This window comes from Streptomyces sp. NPDC051109 (genome assembly GCF_044455885.1).
Classification (GTDB): domain Bacteria; phylum Actinomycetota; class Actinomycetes; order Streptomycetales; family Streptomycetaceae; genus Streptomyces.
In genome coordinates this window covers 211,380-232,242 of the sequence record NZ_JBITFF010000006.1, presented here as the reverse complement: position 1 = coordinate 232,242, position 20,863 = coordinate 211,380, and the positions used below count along the sequence as shown (strand labels likewise).

Sequence of the window (20,863 nt, the reverse complement as noted above, 5' to 3'; positions counted from 1 at the left end):
GTACCGGAGCTACTCGCGGGGCGCTGACCAGCAGTTTCCTTGAGTGGCTACTCATCCACGCCGTCCCGATGACCCACCACATGGAGTGCGTGGCGATCCTGGAACCGGTGCGCGAAGGCTCCTGAGCTGCGTTTCTGTCGGTGTGCGTGATGTGTGTCGCGGGCGGTTGCTTGACGCTGAAACGACGCTCGTGACGCTCATTTGACGCATCCCCAGTGCTCGTAGCCTGGTCACGGTTCGGGGTGGTCCCCATCGACGGCGAGGCGCAGCGCAGTTGCTGAACGGGGCAGGGGTGCGGTCTGCAAGCCGAGGTGTTCGGCGGCGTGCAGGATCTCGTCCAGGAGCATCGGGTCGGCATCCTGCACGGCGATCACCAGGAGGGGGTCGAGCTGTTCGCGCCACGCGTCATGAGCGGAGGGGCGCGTGCGGACCTCGTTGGCCCAGGCGAGCATCTCCGTACGGTCTGCGCGGGGCATCGGGACTCCGAGGTCCGGTCCGGGGGGGACGGAACGCAGGGTCACCACCGCGGCCAGCGCGGCCGCGAGAGTCGTGTGGTAGCAGGTGCCGAAGAGATAGGCAGCCGCTTTGTCCCCGGTCAGACCATCGAGGACCGCGGGCCTGTGCACCGGGCTGGGAACGGCACCGTCGGAGCGCTGAGCGGCTTCAACGGCTTCCCATCCCTGCCGTTCGAAGGCCAGGGTGGCTCCGCCCAGTGCCCTGGCACACAGCAGGAGCTCGGACAGCAGGTCCAGGTTCCTGCGTGCCAGATGCACACCGAGCAGAACGCGTACGGCCTCTCGCAGGGCTTCGCTTCCCGGCGTGTCCGGGCAGGGGCGCTGCCCGAAGTCGGTGGCGTAGAAGACGCAGTGCGTCAGCGCGTACGTCTCGCTGCTCGTCAGCTGGTGTACGTCGGGGCTCAGGGCGGCGATGCTCTGCGCGTACAGCGACTCGGCGTCAGGCAGACGCGCCGGGGCGGCGAAACCGCCCCGGTCGAGGAAGTAGCGCAGTTCAAGACGGTTGAGGACGGGTTTGTGCAGCTGGGTGTGGCCGCCGGCATCGGCGTCCAGCAGAGCTTGGCAACGGCTGCGCGACGTGGGCTGGGGGCGGCCGAGGAGGTCGAGGAGAGCCACGAGGTTGAGGTGGTAGGGGAAGAGCTCGCCGGCCTTGCGCAGACCTTCGCCGAAGGAGGGCGCGGCGGCCGTGCGCGCGGCCAGGTCGATGGCACGGCGGGTGAAGGCGGCGTCGGCCTCCGGGGGGACGCCGGGCCGGTTCAGGAGCCTCACCAGGCCCAGTAGTTCGAGGAGCGTGCCGGGCGGGAAGGGCCGGCGGGGCAGGTGCTCCTCCCAGCGCTCGGGGGCGAACCATTCGAGGTTGGCCTCCAGCCAGCCGAGCGCACCCGCCAGCACCCGGGCGGCGGCGGTCATCGGCCGCTCCGCAGCCGCAGCAGGGCCAGGACGGCGAGGAGGATTCCACCGAGCACGGCGAGGTCCGCCCAGAGGGGGAGGAGGCCGCCGCTGCCGAGCAGGGTCTGACGGGCCAGGTCGACGGCATAGGTCATGGGGTTGAGGTGCATGATCCAGCCGAGCCATACGGGAGCGTCCTGCGGGCTGAACACCGAGCCGGACAGGAACAGCATGGGGAACATCGCGAGCTGGACGGTTGCCTGAAGGGTCTGCACGCGAGTGATGACCGTGGCCAGGCAGAGGCCGATGACGCTGAAGACGGTGGCCGCGAGCCCGTAGCAGCCGACCGCGGCGATGAAGCGCAGCGGAGTCAGATGGACGCCCATGAGGGGGGACAGGGCCAGCATCAGCACGCTCTGAACGGTCACCATCCCGGCTCCGGCGGCGACCTTTCCCAGAGGGAGGCAGATCCGTGGCACGGGGGCGACGATGAGTTCGCGCAGTACGCCGTACTCGCGGTCCCAGGCGTAGGTCTGGCCCGAGGCGATGCCGATGGAGACGACCTGGATGGCGATGATGCCGGGGAAGACGTACGCGCTGAACTCCACCGGGCCGCCCGCTCCGTCGGCCCCGACGGTGCCGATCATCCCGTCGAAGCCGACCGCGTACACGAGGACGAAGAACAGGATCTGCACGGCCTGGCTGAGGAGCACGCCGGGCCGTTTCACCTGACGGAGCAGATCGCGGTGGGCGATCACCGCGATGGCGCGCAGAGCGGTTCGCAGGGGCGCGTCGGCCGGGGTGAGGGGCGAGGTGCCGTCCGGGGCGTACCGCGGAAGCCGTCCGTCCGGTTGAGCGGGGGCAGGGGCGACGGTCATCGGGGGCTCACACTCTCCTGCGTCTGCGGCGGGCGGGTGCTGTCGGGGTGGGCGGCGGCCGCGAGGTACACGTCGTTCATGGAGGGGCGGTGCACGGAGACGGTCAGGCCGGGTACGTCGAGCGCGCGGACGACGTCGGCGATCCGGGCCTCCGGGTCGGGGCAGTGCACCGCGACTCCGCCGTCCTCGGTCAGGGGCTCGAACCCGGCGGCGCGCAGCTGTCGTGCGGCGGCTTCGTCGTCCGCGCAGGACACCACGATGCGGGAGGACTCGAGGCTGCTCTTGAGACGGCCGACGCTGTCGTGCCGGACGATGCGCCCGCGTTGGAGGATGACGATGTCGTCGGCGTACTCCGCCTCGTCCATGTAGTGCGTGGCGAACAGGACGGTGACGCCGAGCTCGTCGCGCAGCTGCCGGAGGTCGGACCACACCCCGGCGCGCACGGCCGGGTCGAGGCCGTTGGTGGGTTCGTCGAGGATCAGCAGGCCCGGGCGGTGCAGCAGCGCACGCGCGATCTCGACGCGCCGGGCGAGGCCGCCGGAGAGTTCCTCGACGGGCTGGCGGCGCCGGCCGGTGAGGTCGAACCGTTCGAGGAGGGTGTCGATGCGGGCGCGCGCCTCCGCTCGTGGCACGCCGAAGAGGCGGGCGTGGAACCAGAGGTTTCGGTCGATGGAGAGCTCTTTGTCCAGGGTGCGTTCCTGGAAGACCAGACCGAGCCGCCGACGGGCGGCCATCGGTGCCTCCTCGACGTCGTGCCCGAAGATGCGTACCCGTCCGGAGTGGGGTCGCGAGGCGGTCGACAGGACGCCCAGCAGGCTGGACTTTCCGGCGCCGTTCGGCCCGAGGAGGGCCGTGATGCGGCCGGGCGGCGAGCTGAGGGACACGTCCTGGACGGCGGTGACGTTGCCGTACCGCACCACCAGACCGGTCGTCTCGAAGGCCGCGACGGGTGCGGGAGGAGGGCCGGGTGTGTGCACGGGCGCGCCTTCCCGCGGTGCGAGGGGCGGCCGGATCATGCGAGCCCCAGCGTGCGGTCCCAGGGAAGCGGGGAGTCGTGCACGGGGAGAAGGCACAGGGCGACACCCGCCGCTCCTTCGAGCATGCCCGCGGTGTCGACGGCCCGGTGCGGTACCGGCGAATGGGCCGCGGCCGCGAACCGCATGAGGTGGCGGAAGCCGAACGGGGCATCCGGGTCCGCGCAGTCCAGGGTCCGCCTGAGCAGCAGGGCCTGGCCGAGATCGAGTTCGGCCCGAGCCTGGGGGTCCGTGACGTCCCGGGCCACGCGGCCGACGACCCTCAGCAGTCCGCCGTAGCCGTGGCAGAGCGTCGCGCCCTCGATCGCCCAGTCGGACTCGTCCCGCCGCAGAGCGGCCCGCAACGCGTCGACGGCCGCGGTGGTCCACTCCGGGCGGTTCAGGGCGCGTCCGGCCCGGAAGAGGGCGGCCGCGACACCGGGGGTGCCGTAGCACCAGGCGGTACGGGTGAAGAGCCGGCCGGGGCGCTGGTCGGCGACTTCGTCGTCCCAGCTCGCGCGGGCAGGCCAGTAGGGGCCGGCCTCGTCGTGGAGCGTCCAGCCGAGGAGCCACTCGGCGATCCGGACGATGGCCTCGCGCAGGGCGGCGTCCGCGTGCCCCATCTCGTAGGCGGAGGTCAGCACGGCGAGCGGACCGGTGATGCCGTGGGCCATGCCGAGGTTGAAGTCGCCTCGCGGGTACGTCGTCCGGTCCCGTTCGGTGACCTGGAGCTCGGCGGGGACCCACCATCCGGGAACGTCCCGTCCGCGGACCCGCACCGGTTGGGTGAGCGCGATCAGGTGCCGCAGGGAACGGCCGAGCGCCTCCTCGACCGCGGGACCGGACTCGACGGCGTCCGTCGACGAGTCCAGCAGGAGGCGGGTCGTGCCCGCCAGTCCGTTGATGAGGTCGTACGCGGCCCAGTCCACGCCGCGGGTACCGGCGCTGATCCGGTCGCGGAAGGCGTCGAGGCGGTCGGTCTGGTCCTGGGCGAGCCAGCCGGCGAGGCTCTTGCGGAGCGACCCGTAGTGGCCCTCGGGTCCGGCGCAGGTCTGGGCGGCCGCGAGCAGGGCCGCCGGCCCGGAGAACAGGCCCAGGCTCGGCGCGGAGTTCATGGCGCGGCCCGCGGCGGCCAGGTGCTGGTGGGCGGCCTGCCGCCAGGCGTCGTCGGAGCGGGCGAGTTCGCCGTAGAGCAGGGCTGTGCCGGGCAGGCCGTTGGCCAGCGTCATCGGCCCCCACATCACAGAGTCGTAGATGGGGTCGCGGTTGTCCTCGCGCGAGGCGACGCTCGCGACGTGCTCGGGGTCGGCGAGCCGGGACGCCACAAGAGCGACGGCCGCTTCGGCCGTGAGGGGGGCCGGTGCGGATCCGGCGGTCATGAGGTCGGTCGCGGACCGTGAGGTGTCCGTGCCGTGTGGGTCGGTCGTCATGAGTTCTGGTGCCTCCGGCGGTTGAAGTGGTCCTGCACCGCGCCGCGGGCCGTGCCGAGGACAGTCATCTCGCGCGCGCTGTCGCCGCCGAAGAGCCGGTTGCAGACCATGTGGAGCAGGCTGCCCACCACGCGTCCCTCCGGGGTCGGCCCGCCCGCACGGACCGCGTCGGCCAGCCTGCGCACCGCACGGTCGCGCTCGTCGAGGACGGCGAGCACCCGGGCTCCCGTCGGGTCCGGGGCGAGCCCGGTCCAGCCGTCGTACGGATCGACCAGACGGCGCCAGTGCGCCTTGCGGGAGCGGAAGGCGGACGGCAGGTCGCGGCGCGTGCCCGTCATCGAGAGCCAGGCCACCGCCGCGTCGTCCCCGGGGTCGCCGTCGGCCAGCATGTCCGCGAGCCTGGGGTTGTCGGGTGCGGGCGGGCCGAAGGCGTGGGCGAGGGCCGCACAGGAGACCACCGCGAGATCGTCGAGGCCGAGCCGCCCGAAGCGCGCGGGGCCCTCGGACGCCGGCACGGGGTTCTTGACGAGTCGGAGCAGTTCGACGGCGGCTTCGCTGTCGAACCGGAAGACCTGCTCCGCCAGGTGCTGGGCGTCCGGGCCGCCGTACCGCTCGATCTCGGGATCATAGGGTGCGACCGCATGCCCGCGTACGAGCCCTGACCGCTGCCAGCGGTCCAGGAGCGTACCGGCCGCGGGAGCGACCTCGCCCCACAGAGCACGGGGATCGGTGCCGTGCAGACGGACCCGCAGGTGGTGGCCGTCGGCGTCGGTGTAGCGGATGAAGAACCAGTTGTCGCAGCCGAGGCCGGCGGCCAGCGAGACCAGCTCGGGCAGGTGATCACGGATCAGCTCGTCCTGAGAGCGCGCCGCGCCGTACAGCTTGAGGTAGAGCCACTCGCCCCCGAGACCGTGGACGGTGCGCGCGAGCTGGCGGTTGCCCGCGTAGGGACGCCGCAGGGAGAATCCGGCGGGGGCGGGGGCGGGGACAGAAGGAGCGGGGACCGAGGGAGCGGCGGGGACCGTCGGGTCGGCTTCCGCGGCGACCGCGTCCCGGCGCACCATCGGAACGACCAGTTCCGACGTGTGTCCGGCCAGTGGGCTGTCGAGCCAGCCCTCGTACTCGCCGGGGACCTCCTGGGCGATCAGGTCGTGGTGGCGCAGTACCTGGTCCCGGAGGAGCTCGCGGTGCCAGGCGTCGTCCAGGTCGAGGAGCAGGCGCTGGTCGGCGGTGACGGCGAGCACCCGGTTCGGTGCGTCCCATTGCGAGCGCCACGTGCTGACGGCCGCAGCCCATTCCTCGGCCTGCGGCTCGGCGGTTCGGGTCCGCAGTTCCTGCGCTATCGCGCGCAGGGTGTCGAGCCGCCACACGGCGCAGGCGAGCACGAACCGCCCGTACCGGACGCGCGGTACGAAGGGCGCGTCCGCGAGTGGCCCCCAGTTCCACGGCTCCCACAGGCGCTGCCCTTCGAGCCCGATCTCCCACAGGAGACGTATGGCATTGGGTGCCTGGGCCGGGGCGCTGACCATATTGCCCAGAACCGGAACGAGTTCGCGGCCGGTGGGCAGGTGGACGGCCGTGAGGCGATCGAGCGTGGCGCCGATGCCTATGTCGGACAGCGCGAGCTCCTCGACGCCGCCCGGCGTCCCCGATTCCCGGGAGCCGACACTTCGATCGCCGTTCGCGACGTTCGGCACCCCCACGCTGATCCGCACGCCCGTCGCCGGAACGGTGTGCGCGAGATTCGCGGCCCGCCCCGAGCGCGGCCGGAACGCCAGGTCCACCGGGATCGCGTCCTGGACGTGCACGGGGTTGTCACGGTGCAGGGCGGCGAATTCCCGCTGCCACTGCGGGTGTTGATCCGCAAAGCGGGCGAAGGTCGAACCGGCTCGGTGGGAGCCCGGCGAGGGCGAGAGGAAGACCAGGAAGTCACCCTCGTCAAGCGCCTCCACCCCTGGCGCGACCAACTGCACGGTCACCTCGCAGGAGTTGGGCAGGTCGGCCGAGGGTGCCGCGGCGGGCGCCTCCACCCCGTCATGGCACAGTTCGGCGAGGTCGGCGTCGCCGATGACGATCTCACGGTGGCCACCGCGCTGCGCCGCAGCCGCGAGGCGGGCCAGCGCGCGGTCCCGGGTCGCCGTGCGCGGGTCGGCGGGCGGGACGGGTGCGGCCTCACTGTTGGGCCAGCCGTAGCCGGCGGGCGGACCCAGACCGGTGGACTCGTCCAGGAGTTCCAGGATCGGGACGAGCCGGTCGGCTCCGTGCACGTCGAGGAACCGGCGGTGGAAGTCACGCAGGGAGAAGAGCCCGAGCTTGGGCCGGGACAGGTGCCACATGACGGTCGTGGCCTGCTCGATGACGTTCCGCACGACATGCGGCACATGGAGCGAGGAGTCCGTCCGGGTGTCGATGTGCAGGGGGGTGTCGTCCGGCTCGACGGCTCGCGCGGCGGCGAGGAGCCGGCCCAGCTGCTCGCTCCCCTCGCCCACGGCTTGGGTGTCGTAGAGCTGTCGTTCGCGCTCGACGGCCAGCAGGCCGTCATGGATCTGCAGGGTCTCGACGGTTGCCGCGTCCCTGTCCACGCCCGCCAGGAGGCCGAGTACGTGGTGCAGGGGGTCGCCGCCGTCCAGCGGCGGGCGCAGCCCTGTGATCAGGAACTCCTGGCGCACCAGCTCGGCGAGCAGGTCCCGCACCCGCCCGGGCGGGGCGCCGGGGAATGCGGCCAGTGTGCGCTGCACGAGCTCGGCGTACGGCAGCGGGGACGCGGCCTCGATGAGGGCCCGCTCGACGACCGGCGTGCGGCGCAGCGAAACGGTGGAACGCCCCTCGCCGTTGTCCCCCGGACGCACACCCTGGGTGGAAGGGGAAGCCAGGACGATGCGGTCGCCTCTGGGGACCAGCGCCTGGTGTGCCTGGACGGGGAGGCCGGCGAGGACGGCCGGGTCCTGTTCGAGACGGTGCCCGATCCGGGTCAGCCACTGCATGTCCGCATGAGTGCGGGTGCGGTGGTCGTTTCCGCGCTCCGTTTTCGCGGCCGAGTCGAAGCGGCCGACGGAGACGCCCGCGAACAGGCCGAAGGGGGTGGGCCTGGTGCGCATCCGGATGTCGTAGCGGAGTACGGCGAGAGCGGCGCGGCGCAGTTGGCCCGGCCTGATGCCGGCGGGTCCGCGTTCGGCGACGCGGCGGACCAGCGCGTCCAGGCTGGGCGAGGCCAGGGCCAGCGCCTCCTGGAGACGAGGGTTGGCCGGTACGGAGGAGAGAAGAGCTGCGCAGGCTTCGAGGTCCTGGGGGTCGGGCCCGTGTTCGGCGGCGATGGCAGGTCCCGCACCCGTACCGGTGAACTGCGCCAGCGGTGCGCGGTGCAGGAAGATGTCCCGCGCCTCGAACAGTGCCGTCGGTTCTGGTTCCCCCATGGATCTTTCCCTTTCGTGTCCCTGCGTGCGTGCATCCGTAGTGACGTGCGCGCGCCCGCGGTGCGCACGCACGTCATTTACGGGAACTGCTTACGGACGGGCGGCCGGTGAGCCGCCCGACCGTACGTCATGCGTGAGATCAGCAGCAGTGGCTGCAGCCGGAGCCGCCGCCCTCGCTGGTGCAGCCCGGGGTGCAGTACGAAATGCTCGTGATGGCCGGGCCCGCGACGGACTTCTCGACGCCGATCTCAAGGTCGAGGTCGAAGAGGTTCGTGTTGTTCTGGGGCTGGGGCGACATGGTCAGGCCCATGGACACTCCTTCATCGAGTTTGGCTGGATGTTCATGGATCGCGATCTGTTGATCACCGAACCACACGTGGTCGGGGGTGCTCAAGGACGTCGAACTGGGTTGGCAGTTGTGGCAGTTGTGGCAGTTACCGAGCAGCGCGACGCCAATCGACGGTGCAGACGGGCCGCCTCCATGACGCAGAAGGATGGCTCGATGACCGGGTCGAATCTCCCGGGAGGGGTGTACGGCGCTGGCGGGAGACCCGTGGTCCGGCGCTCCGGTGAGGTCGCGCGCCGGTGATTGCGGGCAGGTCCGAGCGCCGAGCCCGGAAGGACCGCCGGGAGCCCGGACGCCCCCGGACCCCCTCGACACCCTCGGCAGTCGTACGTCGCCCGCCCTTCCGGAGTGGCTGGAAAGTACACCTAGTTCGTCGGGGCCGATGAACCGATCGGAGGTTTTGGGATACGTATGAGACATGTGTACGGACGAAGCTCTGATCGCTGCCGTCGCCCGCGGCGATCAGACGGCCCTGCGGACCCTCTACGAGAGGCATGCCGCTGCCATGCTTCGACTCATCCGCAGACTCTCCTCGGACCAGGGCGTCTGCGAGGAGATCCTCCAGGAGACCTGGCTCGCGGTGTGGCGCTCGGCGGCAGGCTTCCGGGGCGAGTCCTCCGTGCGGGGCTGGCTGCTCGGCATCGCGAAGCGCCAAGCGCACAACCAGCTGCGCCGCTCCCGACCACAGTCGGTCGACCTGGCCGAAGCCCTGGACGTCCCGGACTCCGCACCGAGCGTCGAGGACCAAGTACTGCGGGACGCCGCGCAATCAGAACTTCTCACCGCCGTACGCGCGCTGCCCGAGCACCTGCGCGAGGTGCTCGCTCTGGTGCTGGTCGAGGACTTGCCCTATCCGGAGGTGGCCTCCGTGCTCTCCATCCCGGTGGGCACTGTCAAAAGCCGCATGTCCCACGCACGGCGGAGACTCGGCACCATGCTCACCGCGAAGCGGTTGGAAGGAACGGGACGACGATGACCGGACAGCCCGGGGAACACCCCTCGGACGAAGTACTGACCCTGCTGGCCAGGTCCGAGACCCCCGACCTGCCCCCGCACGTGTCACAGTGCCCGGACTGCCGTACGCGGGTCGACACCTGGCACGTGCTCCGTGAAACACTGCGCACAGATGCCGTGAACGTCGCCCCACCGTCCTTCGACGTGCTTCTGGGGCCGGTGCTGCTCGCCGGCGGCGAAGGCCGGCGTGCCGTCCACCCGGCGGGACCGCGGAAGGAGGCGCACGTCACAGCGAGATCTGGACGCCTTCCGTTCCGGCCGGCGTTCGTTCTCCAGCTCTTCGCCCAGCAGATGACGTTGATGCCGGTCCGATGGGCCGCCCTCAACGCGGCGGGCTTCCTCACGGCCGCCCTGCTGGCCTCCACGCACGTACAGGTCAGCCTCGGAGCACGGTTCTTCGGCGCCGTGACCGTGCTGCTCATGCTGTTCGGAGCCCTGCTCGTCGCCTCGCCGCGGCGCGACCCCCGCCGTGAGCTCCTCTTCACCCTGCCGGTCTCCCCGACCGCGGTGTTCCTGACCAGGCTGACGCTCGTACTCGGCATCGACCTCCTCCTCGCGGTGGGCTGCTCGGCCCTCGTGGGCGGGCCCGGCTGGTGGCCGGTCGTGTCCGGCTGGCTCGGCCACGCCCTGCTCGCCACCTCGCTCGCCCTCGCCCTGTCCGTCAGGTTCGGTCCGGCCGCCGGCGCCACCGCAGGCGGCGTCCTGTGGCTGTTCGGCGCCGTGCGGGGCGCGTTCAGCACCCCCGCCGACGCGGTCGTGGACGTGCTCGCGTCCACGACCCCCTGGACGCTGCTGGCCGCCGCCGCACTTCTGGGATGGGCCGTGCGTTCCATGCGGACGATGGTGTGAACCGGAAAGCGTCGAACCGCTACGTACCGAGCACAGCCCCGAAACGGGGCAGGTCACGGACGGGAGGAGATGCTTCATGCGGGCCGGAACACGGTGGCGGTACGAGATCCGCCGCTGCGGGAAACAAGCCGCCGTACTGCCCTTGGTCGCGGCCGCGCTCGCCTACGCGGCAGTGGGCGGGACGCACGGCGCGGGCCCGGGATTCGCAGGAGGTGCGCTCCTCGGCCGTACCCTCCTGTCCACCGCGCTCCCCGCCGCGACCGCACTGGCCTGCGCGGCCGTAGTGGTCCGGGAACCGATGACGGAGCTGCACCTGACCCTGCCCACTCCCTATGCGCGGACCCTCGCCCGACGCCTGGCCTGGCCCGCGACGGTCGCGACGGCCAGCGCCGTCGCACTGCTCACCGCCGCCGTACTCGTCGGCCTTCCGCTGGACCCCGGCGGCCCGGTCATGCTGCTCCAGCTGTTGGGACTGACCGCGCTGCTGAGCGGCTCGGCGGTCTACGTGACGGTCCGCTCCGGATCGGCGGCACCCGCCACCGGCCTCGTCGTGGCAGCCGTTCTCGCCAAACTCCTGCTCGTGGACCGGGTCCTTCCCGAGGGCCTCACACAGGCCCTTCCCGCCCTGCTGGGCGGAGCGGTCCTGGCGGGCATGGCCCTGCGCATTGTGACTCCCCCCAACGAAGCAGGTCCGCTCCTCACCCGCCGCGAGCCCGGGTGACCCGATCGACCGGTAGGCGTGTCGACCCCCTCCTCTCCTTAATCCCCGAGCACGAGGACCCCCCGTGACCATCCTGCTGTGGACGCTCCGCTACGAAGCCCTGATGGCCGCGCGCCGCAAAGTCGTATGGGGAGCCGTACTTCCCCTCACCCTGCTCAGCCTGCTCCTCGCGGGCAGCTCACCGGTGGTGACCGGTCACGACGACCCGGCCGCACGGGTCGGAGCCGCCGCCGTGCTCGTCACGACCCTGTGCTCGCTCGGCACGGGCCTCGCCCTCGCCGACCGCATGCGCGGGCGCGCCGGATCCACCGGCCTGCCCGAACTGCTCACCGCCACCCCGGCCTCCCCGCTCGCCCGGGGAGCCGGCGCCCTCGCCGGGCCGATGCTCGCGGCGCTCGCCCCCGTGGCAGTGCTCTTCCTCCTGTACGCGACGGTGGTCACCGCCACCTCGGGCTCGTTCGCCCCCCTCGGTGCCGCACTCGCCGCGCTGCTGACCTCCGTCCTGCCCGCCGCGCTCCTGGCCACCGCGCTCGCCGGGCTGATCGGAGTGCTCCTACCGGTCGCCGCGGCCCGCGCGATCACCGTCGTGGTGTGGCTGTGGGCCTGCCACTTCCCCCCGAGCTTCTCTCCGGTCCCCACTCCCACGGGCACCGTGCTGTCCCCGCTCGCCGGCTACACGCTGGTCGACTGGGCACACGCCCCCGCGGTGTGGGCGACGCGCGGGGGCGACGGCCCCCTGCGCCCGACCGTCACCTTCGGCACGGCTCTGCTGAACCTTGCCCTCGTTCTCGCCCTGGCCGCCGCCTGCCACCTGCTCGGCCACTTCATCGCACGCGTACGTGCCCGCCGAATCGGAGCATCGTGAACATCGTCACGGAACAGCTGAACAAGACGTACCGCGGAGGCCGACGCGCACTGGACTCCGTCGACCTGCACATCGACCGGGGCACCGTGGGCCTTCTCGGTGCCAACGGGGCCGGCAAGACCACACTGCTGAGGATTCTCACCGGCGTGCTGCGCCCGACCTCGGGGCGCGTGGAGGTCGCCGGGCACGATCTGGCGACGACCGCGGGACTCACCGGCGCCAAGCGCTCACTGGGCTACCTCCCTCAGGAACTGTCCCTGTACCCCGACCTGACCGCTCGCGAATTCCTCGACTACATCGGCGTCCTCAAGGGAATGGAAGACAAGCGGGAGCGGCGCGCGCAGGCCGAGGGCCGCCTCGCCGAGGTCGGCCTGGGCGACCGGGCGGGCGATCGGCTCTCCGGCTTCTCGGGCGGTATGCAACGCCGGGTCGGCATCGCACAGGCGCTGATGGGCGACCCGGCCGTACTGATCGTCGACGAACCGACCACCGGACTCGACCCGCACGAACGGATGAGGTTCCGGACCCTCCTCGCGGGGCTCGGCCAGAACCGCACCGTCCTGCTGTCCACACACATCCTGGACGACGTGGCCCAGACCTGCCCCGAGGTGGCGGTGCTCGCCGCCGGACGGCTGGTCTTCCACGACACCACGTCCGCCCTCGCGGGACTCGGCGCGGGTATCACCTATCTGCACCGCACCCAGGGTGCGCCCCCGGCCGACGCGGAAGTGGTGAGCGCCGTCGCCACCGCCGAAGGGTCCGAGTACCGCATCGTCACCCCCCGTCCGCCGGCCGGGGCCCATCCGGTCGAACCCTCGTTGGAGGACGGGTACGCCGCCCTGCTCGGCGAGGGCCGCCGGGCAGCGGAGAGTGCGGGCCCCAGTGGCCGGTGACAATTCCTGCTCCGAAAAGAAAGGCATCCCCATGAGCCGTACCGAACCCTTCAGTACCGGTGGCCGCTTCCGCACCGGGGGCCTGGTCCTCGCGTGCGTGACCGCCGTCGCCACCCTGGCCGCCTGCGGAGGCGAGGCGGTGAGCGACGCGGACAAGCCGGTGCCGCTGCCCAGTCCTACGGGCACCAGTCAAGAGGTGAGGAAGGAGAACCTGCTCCACGCCTGGCCGCTGACCGTCGACCGCGCCGTCATGGAGTGCCGGGGCGGCGACCAGGCCGTCGTCACCGTTCCCGACGGGACGGTCTACGCACTCAACGACCGTGCGGCCGCGGCAGGGTACGCCGATCCCCGGCCGGTACGCGCGAAGGGAGAGAGCGGGGACGAGATCAGCCTGGGACCCATGCTCAGCCGGACCCTGAAGCTCTGCAGGGCCCAACAGGAGCAGGCTCCGACCGACCGTCCTTCTTGAACACCTGTCGAACACACCGAGGGAGCACGCAATAGAACTGCCTGCACGACAGTAAGGAACAAAACATCATGGGGGAAAAGATGTTGTTTCGTGAAACACAAACGCACGACCGCGTCACCAGTACCGACCGGATACACAAACGAACACGCCGGGTCGACCGCGTGTTCCAGATAATCGTCCACTCCGGATTCAAGGAGCACTTCGACCGTCCGGAGAGTGCGCCCTCGGTTTTCAGCGCTCTTCGCTCAGGCGTGTCCCGTATCGACTTCGCCGACGACGCGGAACTCACCGCTGCCGCCGCCGGACCGATCGACGTGCCGATCCTGGTCCCGGTGATCAGCGAGTTCCAGGCGGAGACGATATGCACCATCCGGATGCGTCATCCGCTGTCCCTGATCACCGCCGTCACCGACGATGTCACAGGACATCTCACTTACGGCGCCATCAGGTCGGGAGCCAAGTTCGTACTCAACCTCGCGATACCCGCCGAGCGTCAGCTCGATCTCCTCTTCGCCCAGTTCCACACGCATTTCCGACCTCGTACGTGCCTCACCCCGACAGCACCCGGCTCCCCACAAGTCGCCGGTACCCCTCGTGACCACGGGCCGGCCCGGCTGCCGGCGCCGTCCACGAGGCAGGGCCGCCCTGTTCAGGATGCGGAACTCATGCGCTTGCTCTGTACGCCCATGACGGTCGCCGAAATCGCCCGCCGTCACTACTGTTCCGAGCGGTCGATGTACCGCCGTATTCGACAGCTTTACAACGAGGTCGGCGTCCGCGGCCGCACCGAGCTGATGGTGATGGCGTCGATGCCCGCGTAACCGCTCCTCATTCTGCCCGGCCGCCTGGTGGAGGTACTGGATACCCCCACCAGGCGGCCTTCGTTCATCGGATCTTCATGTCGGCGCCTTCCAGCAACCGGAAGAACCCGGCCTCCAGGTCCCCGTTCCTCGCCAGCCCGTCCAACGGGCCCTCGTACTGGGTCCGGCCGGCGACGAGCACCTGTACCCGGTCGCAGATCTGTGCCACTTCCGTCAGCTGGTGACTGGCGATCAGTACGGCCGCTCCCTCGCTCGCCAACGTCCGGATGATGCCGCGCATCTCACGGATGCCCACCGGGTCGAGGCCATTGGTCGGCTCGTCCAGCACGATCAGCCGCGGCTGTGCGAGCAGAGCCACGGCGATGCCCAGACGCCAGCGCATGCCCAGCGAATACGTCGAGACCTTCCGTCCCCGCGCCTCGGTCATCCTGACCACCCGCAGGGCGGGTTCGGCCCACTCCACCGGTACCCCGCGCAGCTTGGCATGGACCCTGAGCGTCTCGTCCGCCGTCAGGTTCGGCCACAGGCCGGGCACTTCGATCAGTGCGCCGACCTGGGCAAGCGTCTCCCGGCCGATGGGCTCGCCGAAGATCTCAATGGTTCCGGAAGTGGGCCGCTGCAGTCCCAGCAGCGCCTTCATCAGGGTCGTCTTCCCGGCGCCGTTGGGGCCGAGCAGGCCGTACACCTCGCCGGCCCTGACCGTGAGGTCCACCCCGTCCAGGGCGCGGTGCCCCCCGTAGTGCTTGTGCAGATCCTTGATCGACAGGGCGATGCCGCCGTGCCCGCCGTCATCCGAACCATGCGTGGTCTCGTACATGATCAGATTTCCTTACGGCTCATGTGGATCGTACCCAGGACCAGCAGCACCCCGGTGAGGACGGCGCTGAGAGCCATCGCCTGGGGGATGGCTGTCATGGAGTTCACGGGGCTGTCCGGCGGAAGCGGTACACCGTTCGGGCCGATGCCGGCCAATGGCAGTACGACCCGCATCGGCCACGCGAACGGGACGGCGTACCAGAAGTCCTTGTCGGAGACGAGTGCACCGCACAGCAGTCCCGCGATGCCCGCTCCGAGGCTCGGTCCCATTCCCCACAGCACTGCCACCAGCACCGCGAGCGCCGTCATGGCCAGCCCCGCCAGCCACGGCAGGTAGACGGCCGCTGCGACCGTCCCCATTCCGTGGGGGAACTGGCCGCTGAGCAGCGCGCCCAACGCCAGCATGACCAGGAGCACGGTCGACGAAATGAAGCCGAGGACACCCAGGGCGGCGAATTTCCCGACGAAGTAACGACCGCGGGGCACTCCGTAGGAGAGCATCAGACGCCAGGCGTCCTGATCGGCTCGGACCGAGAGGGCCGCCGCGAGTCCGGCGGTCATCGGAATGAGGACCCCCCAGAACTCCAGCGTTACGTTGCGGAACACCTCGAAGGTCCGTTCGGCATCCGCGTCCGCCGCGCCGAGCGACCCGAGAAAGAGAGGAATGGTGATGACCACGGGCGAGGCGAGGTGGTACCAGAACACGAATCCGCGTTTGTTGCGCGCGAGTTCCGTGCCCACCACCGTCAGCGTCGAAGGGTCGTCCCGCCGTTCGGGGCGAGGCGGTGCGACCGATCCTTGGCGCATGAAGTTCTCCTGTTCGGCAAAAGGCGCGTGCATGGAGGTACGTAGCCCTTTCCGCCCACCCGGTTCACGCTTCCGGTTCACCCGGATCCGAAGGCAGGTTCCTGACACCGCACTGCCAACTCCGCCCCGCAGAACACAATTCGGCGACGAGAGATGCGAGTCTCGGGATACCGCCGAGGTCAGCCATGGTGCTCACCCGCGGCGGGCTTGCAACATGCACTGCTCTTTACCGACTCTGGAGGACCTGCGATGTCCCTCATCAAGACGTACCGCTCCCACACTCTGGCCGCTGCAGGCCTTGCCCTGGCCGCGACCGCTCTGCTGGCGCCGACCGCCTCGGCAGCTCCGGTGACGGGCACGTCCTCTGCCGCGGTATCCGTGTCCGAGGCTTCGCAGGCGAAGTTCGGCATACAGAAGGTCTGGCACGCCACTGTCCAGTGCCAGATCGTTCGCATCAGCGACAACAATGTCGTTGGATACGACCGGGCCGACGGCACGGGCAACACCGAGCAGGCCGCCATTACGGACGCGGCCCGCAACATCCCCGTCCCGTCCGGTCACTACAAGCGCCACTGCGACACCAAGCGCATCTGGTAGCACCACCAGAGTCGCGCTCGTCGCCCAGCGGGAAGAGAGCGACCCGATGACATCCGAGAGCCCACGCGTCCACGAGATCCGCCTCGGCCTGTATGCCACCCCCGCACAGGCCGAGGAGATCAAGGAACGCATCACGCGGCTGCTGTGCCCGGAGCCCGAGCACGCACCGCCGTGCCCCATTCCCTGGTCCGTCAGCCTGCTCGACCGTTCGGCCGAGACGGACGACACCGGTGACGGCGTCCCGTACCAGGAGCTGATCGACCAGGCGCGGGCCGAGCAGGGCACACGGGAGTCCTGAGAGCACGACGACCGACCACGCTGCCCTGCACCTCGATCAGGTGCAGGGCAGCGTGCTGTCCACCCGACACGTCCACAGCCCCTGAAACCCTCACGAAGGCACCACAGTGACGACCTCCATGAATTCCGCCGAGCGGTCCGACAACCTGTGGGTACGCCGCTTCCACCCGGCCGGCGACGCTGAACACCGCTTGGTGTGTTTCCCGCACGCGGGCGGATCCGCCCCCTTCTACTTCCCGGTATCCGCGGCCCTGAGCCCCCGTGTGGACGTGGCCGCGATGATGTACCCGGGACGCCAGGACCGCTACAGGGAGCCGGGCATCGACAGCATCGCCACGATGGCCGACCGGGCGGCAGAGGCCCTGGATCCCTTCATGGACCGGCCGGTCACGTTATTCGGGCACAGCATGGGAGCCATTGTCGCCTTCGAGACCGCCCGCCGGTTCGAGCGCGACGGCCGCGGTCCCGTCCACCTCTTCGCGTCCGGGCGCCTGGCCCCCTCGGTGTTCCAGCAGTCCGTCGGTCGTTGGACGGGGTCGGCGATCGACGGAAGCGCCGCTGCCAGTGTCGAGTTCGCGCGGTGGCCGGCCCACGTCCACCAGCGCACATCGCTGCCCGGACGAGTGATCAGGGACGCGTCAGGGTGTACCACGTCCGGAGCATCCGCCTCTCGCCATTCGGCGGGCCATGCGTCCGCAGGCCGGGTCAGAGAGACCGGGGGCCGTTCCCCCAGGAGGACATCGCTTTCGCGACACCGCCGCCGCCGTCGGCCGGCTCGACGAAGGCCGTTTGCGCCCCCAGTCGATGGACGTCACTTGCCAACTGCGCCCACCGAGTGAACGAAGCGGTCCATTCGATGAAGTGGCGGCGACTGAAACGCTGTTCTGCCACCGGCAGCCCGTGCTCCAGCAGCATCTCGACGTCACCGAGACCCGCTTCGACCAGAGCGTGGGTAAGGGTGGGAATGCTGCGCTCCCAGGAGCGAACCTCCGCAGCGTGCGGTTTGTGGCCATGCCGGTAGGCCCGGCGGGCCGCTGAGATTGTCTTCGTCATCCTGTGGCAGTGCGTGGATCATGCAGGCAGGCGGCGATCACGATTCTCGGCGAGGGGGCGTCGGCACCGTTCGCTGAACGTGCCGGGCGGAACAGCGGTACGGCCATTTCTCCGGAAGCTCGAATGATGGCCGAAAGGGCACCCTTTCCCAGGTCGTCACAACTGCTCACCCTGGTGCCAGAGGGGTAGCTCGCGGGCAGCGCCAAAGGGGGAAGCCGCCATGACCGGGCCGCTGTACGTTCCTGTCCTGCCGACTCGGCCGCATGCGGTCGCCGCCTACTCTCGACTCCAGCCGGACGCCCAGAACGTGCTGGCGCCCGTTTGGAACCTGCCGCCGCGCCCAGGACTCTCGCCGGCGGAGCTCGCCGCGCAGGTCCGACAGGATCTGGCCGCGGTGTCCAGGGTCCAGCGATACCGTCCGGCGTGGCTGGATGCCCCCTTCGCGGGCGCTGAGGAGTTACCCGTACTCGCAGAGCTGTTGCCGGGAGCCAGCTCCTTCGGGTTGTTGCGTCCGGTGACCGGGCCGGGAAGGCCCGAGGCGCAGCAGGCCGTGGCACTGGAGACGGCCCGGATGGCCGGTGACGGGTTGGGGGTACGCGTTCGGGTTCTGGGGGAGTGGGACAGCCGTACCAGCGACGATGTTCGCCACCTGCTCCAGCGGTCCGACCCGGTGGTCCGGGTGGACCTCCTCCTGGACCTGGGCGCCGTACGCGCTGACAGGCCCGACGCGGGCAAGGAGGCACTGCGCGCCTTGGATTCTCTCGTCCCGCTGGCTCCCTGGCGAACTGCCGCTGTCCTCGGCGGCGGATTCCCCCACGTCTCAGCGGACATGCTGGACCAGGGATTGTGCGAAGTCCCCCGAACGGACTGGCACATGTGGCACGAGATAGGTGCCAGCGGTCGTTCCTACCGCGGACTGCTCAGCTACGGTGACTACGGGACACAGCCCGCCGAAGCCATCAGCCGGGCCCCTCGCTCAGGTGGTGGACCGTCCTGGGGCTTCTTGCGCTACACGCTCGACGGGACCTTCGTGCTGGGCAGGATGCTGGCCTCGGGCAACGGCCGGACCGCGCACAACCGTGCGATCGCCCATGAGTACCTCGCACATCCGGGCTTCCGGGGCCCGGCTGCCGGCGGCGAAAGCTGGCTGCGTGACTGCGCGCAGGGTCTCGGCCGAGGGGGAACGGGGAACTTCAGTACCTGGCTGTGGTTCGGGAACGTACAGCACATGACCTATGCCGTGCGGCAACTGTGACTGCATGGATCCCCGCCGACGTGCAGGACCCGATCTGCTCGCGGCGGCCCCCGTGGGTGCGGCCGCGGCGCTGTGAACAGAGAGTGCGGGCGTCTGCCCGGCCCGCGGACAGCGGCCCGGGTCGTGCGGAGCTAGAGGCCGTGACGGTCGAGCAGCGCCGTCAGTTTGCGCTTGCGTTTCTGGGCTGTGCGCAACGTGGTCATGTAAGTGGCGAACTCGTACTCCGTGTCCAGAGCGCGGTGGCAGGCGCGGGCGCTGAGGAGTAGCTCCGTCAGGCGCTCGTAGGTGGCGTCGCCGGTGCGGGTGAGGAGCGGGCCGATCAGTCGGAGGTACACGGCCAGGGCGTCTGCGGGGCGGTGGTCCCGGGTGCGGTCCGCGAGGATGAGCCATTGGCTGCCGTCGGCGTAGCCTTCGGTGGCCGCATCCCAGGCTGCGTCGAAGTCGCCGTCGTCCAGCAAGGCGTCGACCAGGGCAGAGCCCGGGTGCCCGACGTTCTCGCCGGGCCGGGCATCCGCGCGGAGCGCGTCCAGTGCCCGAGTCCGCTCGGCCTCCTCCCAGCAGCCGGCCGCACGGGCTGCCGTACGCAGGTGCTGGTACGCGGTCAGGGAGCGGCGGCGGAGTAGCACCTCACGGCGGATCTGCACGACGTCGGACGAGCGGCCGGCCCGGATGTAGCGCTCGCACGCGAAGTCCACCAGGTGCGGATCCGGGCCGTGGTCGGGTTCAGCCTCGCGGAGGCCGCGCTCCGCCCAGTCCAGGGCTTCGGCCGGGCGGCCCGCTCGCTCCAGCTCCTGGGCGATCAGCAGGTGGGTGGCGCCCGACGGGGCTAGGTCCGCAGCGTGGAGGGCGATCAGCGCGTCCACACTGCCCTCCATGCGCAGCAGTTGGTCCATGAGGTCTTTCGCGGCCCAGTCCTCGGGGTTCTCGCGTAGGGCCGCCGCGGCCCGTTCGTGCGCCCGTGACAAGCCCGCCGCCTTCAGGACGTCCGCGTATTCGGGCAGGAGGACGCCTGTGGCGTCGCTCAGGTCGCTCAGGAGATGGTCCACCAGCCAGTCGGCGGTCTGGGCCGGATCGGGGTGGGCGACGAGGCAGGCCTCCAGGTGGGCTGCGGCCAGTCCGTCCGCCACATCGCCGATGACCCCGTCCGAGTCGTCGATCTCCCCGTACGTCCGGGCGAGCGCTTCGATCGCGGACCGTGCCAGCCCCACGACGTCCGTCGCCCTCCCGGTCTCCGTCAGCGTGCGCAGTGCGGATACCGCCTCTGCGGCCTGGAGCCCGTAGGAACGGGCGTCCGCGTACTCGACGTAGCCGTACTGGGCGAAGGGCCGCGTATCGAGCAGAGCCAGGATGCGCTCCCGTACGGCGCTGGGGTCGTCGCCGGCGGCGGATGCCCGCAGTTCCAGCCGACGGCGCAGGTCGTGGTCGGCTGCGATGTGCTCCTTCACCAGGGCCAGGAGTTCGTCCCGGCTGCGGGTCTCCAGCCATGTGGTGAGCTGTCGCACGCGTGATGTGGCGGCTGCGCGCTGCTTCGGTACCGACTCCGATTGCTGCAGGACGGCCAGACCCACGGCCACGCAATGCTTGCAGAAGTTGCCTTCCTGCCCGTACGGGCAGCTGCACCACCCGGTGAGGCCGCCCTCGTGCTCCGTCAGCTCGACCCCGTAGACATCGGTGCCGTCGACGGTCGCGGTGATCGTCCTCTCTCCGATCTCCAGAGCGGATACACAGGACAGGTATCCGAGGCCGCGCTCGAACGACCGAGCCCCAGCCAGTCGCCGCAGATCGTCCCTTCCGAATCCCAGCGCGTTGCTCATGGCCCCCATTCAACGGGATCGGGGGCACCTGAGTAGAGGGTTCGTGAAGAGCACCAGTACGGGTGAATGGCGACCGTCGGCTCTTCGGCCGGTTCCCGGAGGCGTACCT

General features: G+C 70.5%; 20 protein-coding genes and 1 pseudogene. 11 read left to right on the top strand and 10 right to left on the bottom strand.

Annotated features, from left to right (window positions below):
• Window positions 1-230: 230 nt before the first annotated feature.
• The 6 genes from ACIBAD_RS14210 to ACIBAD_RS14185 form a co-directional block, all read right to left on the bottom strand.
• Window positions 231-1,424 (bottom strand): DUF6895 family protein, encoded by a 1,194-nt coding sequence (locus ACIBAD_RS14210; RefSeq protein ID WP_398906694.1) that lies wholly within the window; start codon window positions 1,422-1,424, stop codon window positions 231-233.
• Window positions 1,421-2,281, bottom strand: a complete 861-nt coding sequence (locus ACIBAD_RS14205; RefSeq protein WP_134070488.1) for an ABC transporter permease — start codon at window positions 2,279-2,281, stop codon at window positions 1,421-1,423. The genes ACIBAD_RS14210 and ACIBAD_RS14205 overlap by 4 nt, the downstream gene beginning before the upstream one ends.
• Window positions 2,278-3,258, bottom strand: a complete 981-nt coding sequence (locus ACIBAD_RS14200; protein ID WP_398906691.1) for an ABC transporter ATP-binding protein — start codon at window positions 3,256-3,258, stop codon at window positions 2,278-2,280. The genes ACIBAD_RS14205 and ACIBAD_RS14200 overlap by 4 nt, the downstream gene beginning before the upstream one ends.
• Before the next feature lie 35 nt (window positions 3,259-3,293).
• A complete protein-coding gene (locus tag ACIBAD_RS14195; RefSeq protein ID WP_398906689.1) occupies window positions 3,294-4,724 on the bottom strand; it encodes a lanthionine synthetase C family protein in 1,431 nt (476 codons plus the stop codon).
• Window positions 4,721-8,137, bottom strand: coding sequence for a lantibiotic dehydratase (locus tag ACIBAD_RS14190; protein ID WP_398906687.1), 3,417 nt, complete (start codon window positions 8,135-8,137; stop codon window positions 4,721-4,723). Before ACIBAD_RS14190 ends, ACIBAD_RS14195 begins: the two co-directional genes overlap by 4 nt.
• Before the next feature lie 139 nt (window positions 8,138-8,276).
• Window positions 8,277-8,447: a gallidermin/nisin family lantibiotic gene (locus ACIBAD_RS14185; protein WP_398906685.1), complete on the bottom strand. Its 171-nt coding sequence runs from the start codon at window positions 8,445-8,447 to the stop codon at window positions 8,277-8,279.
• Window positions 8,448-8,901: 454 nt separating this feature from the next.
• Here ACIBAD_RS14185 and ACIBAD_RS14180 point away from each other — a divergent pair, with 454 nt between their 5' ends.
• From ACIBAD_RS14180 to ACIBAD_RS14150, 7 genes are all read left to right on the top strand, one after another.
• Entirely contained in the window at window positions 8,902-9,459 is a 558-nt protein-coding gene (locus ACIBAD_RS14180; RefSeq protein WP_134070481.1) for a sigma-70 family RNA polymerase sigma factor, read from the top strand.
• A complete protein-coding gene (locus ACIBAD_RS14175) occupies window positions 9,456-10,346 on the top strand; it encodes a hypothetical protein (RefSeq protein ID WP_398906683.1) in 891 nt (296 codons plus the stop codon). Before ACIBAD_RS14180 ends, ACIBAD_RS14175 begins: the two co-directional genes overlap by 4 nt.
• 76 nt (window positions 10,347-10,422) lie before the next feature.
• Window positions 10,423-11,067 (top strand): hypothetical protein, encoded by a 645-nt coding sequence (locus tag ACIBAD_RS14170; RefSeq protein WP_134070477.1) that lies wholly within the window; start codon window positions 10,423-10,425, stop codon window positions 11,065-11,067.
• Window positions 11,068-11,131: 64 nt separating this feature from the next.
• On the top strand, window positions 11,132-11,932 hold the full coding sequence (locus ACIBAD_RS14165) for a hypothetical protein (RefSeq protein ID WP_398906680.1): 801 nt from the start codon (window positions 11,132-11,134) through the stop codon (window positions 11,930-11,932).
• Window positions 11,929-12,825, top strand: a complete 897-nt coding sequence (locus tag ACIBAD_RS14160) for an ATP-binding cassette domain-containing protein (protein ID WP_134070475.1) — start codon at window positions 11,929-11,931, stop codon at window positions 12,823-12,825. Before ACIBAD_RS14165 ends, ACIBAD_RS14160 begins: the two co-directional genes overlap by 4 nt.
• Window positions 12,826-12,856: 31 nt before the next feature.
• Window positions 12,857-13,294 (top strand): DUF2511 domain-containing protein, encoded by a 438-nt coding sequence (locus ACIBAD_RS14155; RefSeq protein ID WP_398906678.1) that lies wholly within the window; start codon window positions 12,857-12,859, stop codon window positions 13,292-13,294.
• Window positions 13,295-13,362: 68 nt separating this feature from the next.
• On the top strand, window positions 13,363-14,115 hold the full coding sequence (locus ACIBAD_RS14150; protein ID WP_398906676.1) for a DNA-binding response regulator: 753 nt from the start codon (window positions 13,363-13,365) through the stop codon (window positions 14,113-14,115).
• 64 nt (window positions 14,116-14,179) lie between these two features.
• Here the strand turns inward: ACIBAD_RS14150 and ACIBAD_RS14145 are convergent, their stop codons facing one another.
• Both ACIBAD_RS14145 and ACIBAD_RS14140 read right to left on the bottom strand, forming a co-directional pair.
• On the bottom strand, window positions 14,180-14,932 hold the full coding sequence (locus ACIBAD_RS14145; RefSeq protein WP_134070471.1) for an ATP-binding cassette domain-containing protein: 753 nt from the start codon (window positions 14,930-14,932) through the stop codon (window positions 14,180-14,182).
• Window positions 14,933-14,934: 2 nt separating this feature from the next.
• Window positions 14,935-15,672, bottom strand: coding sequence for an ABC transporter permease (locus ACIBAD_RS14140; RefSeq protein WP_398906673.1), 738 nt, complete (start codon window positions 15,670-15,672; stop codon window positions 14,935-14,937).
• 315 nt (window positions 15,673-15,987) lie between these two features.
• Here ACIBAD_RS14140 and ACIBAD_RS14135 point away from each other — a divergent pair, with 315 nt between their 5' ends.
• The 3 genes and pseudogenes from ACIBAD_RS14135 to ACIBAD_RS14125 all read left to right on the top strand — a co-directional run.
• On the top strand, window positions 15,988-16,335 hold the full coding sequence (locus tag ACIBAD_RS14135; protein WP_398906671.1) for a hypothetical protein: 348 nt from the start codon (window positions 15,988-15,990) through the stop codon (window positions 16,333-16,335).
• Between the two features lie 46 nt (window positions 16,336-16,381).
• Window positions 16,382-16,633, top strand: a complete 252-nt coding sequence (locus ACIBAD_RS14130) for a hypothetical protein (protein ID WP_134070467.1) — start codon at window positions 16,382-16,384, stop codon at window positions 16,631-16,633.
• Between the two features lie 118 nt (window positions 16,634-16,751).
• Window positions 16,752-17,135, top strand: a pseudogene (locus ACIBAD_RS14125) (thioesterase II family protein); the annotation flags it as partial.
• A gap of 202 nt (window positions 17,136-17,337) precedes the next feature.
• On the opposite strand, the gene ACIBAD_RS14120 reads toward ACIBAD_RS14125, so the two are convergent.
• Window positions 17,338-17,685, bottom strand: a complete 348-nt coding sequence (locus ACIBAD_RS14120; protein ID WP_398906910.1) for a hypothetical protein — start codon at window positions 17,683-17,685, stop codon at window positions 17,338-17,340.
• Between the two features lie 220 nt (window positions 17,686-17,905).
• Here ACIBAD_RS14120 and ACIBAD_RS14115 point away from each other — a divergent pair, with 220 nt between their 5' ends.
• Complete coding sequence (locus tag ACIBAD_RS14115) at window positions 17,906-18,940, top strand: beta family protein (protein WP_398906669.1); 1,035 nt, start codon at window positions 17,906-17,908, stop codon at window positions 18,938-18,940.
• 131 nt (window positions 18,941-19,071) lie between these two features.
• On the opposite strand, the gene ACIBAD_RS14110 is transcribed toward ACIBAD_RS14115, so the two are convergent.
• Window positions 19,072-20,754 carry an SWIM zinc finger domain-containing protein gene (locus ACIBAD_RS14110; protein WP_398906667.1) on the bottom strand — a complete coding sequence of 561 codons (1,683 nt, stop codon included), beginning with the start codon at window positions 20,752-20,754 and terminating at the stop codon, window positions 19,072-19,074.
• Window positions 20,755-20,863 lie beyond the last annotated feature (109 nt).

Excerpts from the sequence above, each read along its gene's own strand:
- ACIBAD_RS14210 (WP_398906694.1), bottom strand. The coding sequence starts at position 1,424 with ATGACCGCCGCCGCCCGGGTGCTGGCGGGTGCGCTCGGCTGGCTGGAG.
- ACIBAD_RS14205 (WP_134070488.1), bottom strand. The coding sequence starts at position 2,281 with ATGACCGTCGCCCCTGCCCCCGCTCAACCGGACGGACGGCTTCCGCGG.
- ACIBAD_RS14195 (WP_398906689.1), bottom strand. The coding sequence starts at position 4,724 with ATGACGACCGACCCACACGGCACGGACACCTCACGGTCCGCGACCGAC.
- ACIBAD_RS14190 (WP_398906687.1), bottom strand. The coding sequence starts at position 8,137 with ATGGGGGAACCAGAACCGACGGCACTGTTCGAGGCGCGGGACATCTTC.
- ACIBAD_RS14185 (WP_398906685.1), bottom strand. The coding sequence starts at position 8,447 with ATGGGCCTGACCATGTCGCCCCAGCCCCAGAACAACACGAACCTCTTC.
- ACIBAD_RS14180 (WP_134070481.1), top strand. The coding sequence starts at position 8,902 with ATGTGTACGGACGAAGCTCTGATCGCTGCCGTCGCCCGCGGCGATCAG.
- ACIBAD_RS14175 (WP_398906683.1), top strand. The coding sequence starts at position 9,456 with ATGACCGGACAGCCCGGGGAACACCCCTCGGACGAAGTACTGACCCTG.
- ACIBAD_RS14170 (WP_134070477.1), top strand. The coding sequence starts at position 10,423 with ATGCGGGCCGGAACACGGTGGCGGTACGAGATCCGCCGCTGCGGGAAA.
- ACIBAD_RS14155 (WP_398906678.1), top strand. The coding sequence starts at position 12,857 with ATGAGCCGTACCGAACCCTTCAGTACCGGTGGCCGCTTCCGCACCGGG.
- ACIBAD_RS14150 (WP_398906676.1), top strand. The coding sequence starts at position 13,363 with ATGGGGGAAAAGATGTTGTTTCGTGAAACACAAACGCACGACCGCGTC.
- ACIBAD_RS14145 (WP_134070471.1), bottom strand. The coding sequence starts at position 14,932 with ATGTACGAGACCACGCATGGTTCGGATGACGGCGGGCACGGCGGCATC.
- ACIBAD_RS14135 (WP_398906671.1), top strand. The coding sequence starts at position 15,988 with ATGTCCCTCATCAAGACGTACCGCTCCCACACTCTGGCCGCTGCAGGC.
- ACIBAD_RS14130 (WP_134070467.1), top strand. The coding sequence starts at position 16,382 with ATGACATCCGAGAGCCCACGCGTCCACGAGATCCGCCTCGGCCTGTAT.
- ACIBAD_RS14120 (WP_398906910.1), bottom strand. The coding sequence starts at position 17,685 with ATGACGAAGACAATCTCAGCGGCCCGCCGGGCCTACCGGCATGGCCAC.
- ACIBAD_RS14115 (WP_398906669.1), top strand. The coding sequence starts at position 17,906 with ATGACCGGGCCGCTGTACGTTCCTGTCCTGCCGACTCGGCCGCATGCG.
- ACIBAD_RS14110 (WP_398906667.1), bottom strand. The coding sequence starts at position 20,754 with ATGAGCAACGCGCTGGGATTCGGAAGGGACGATCTGCGGCGACTGGCT.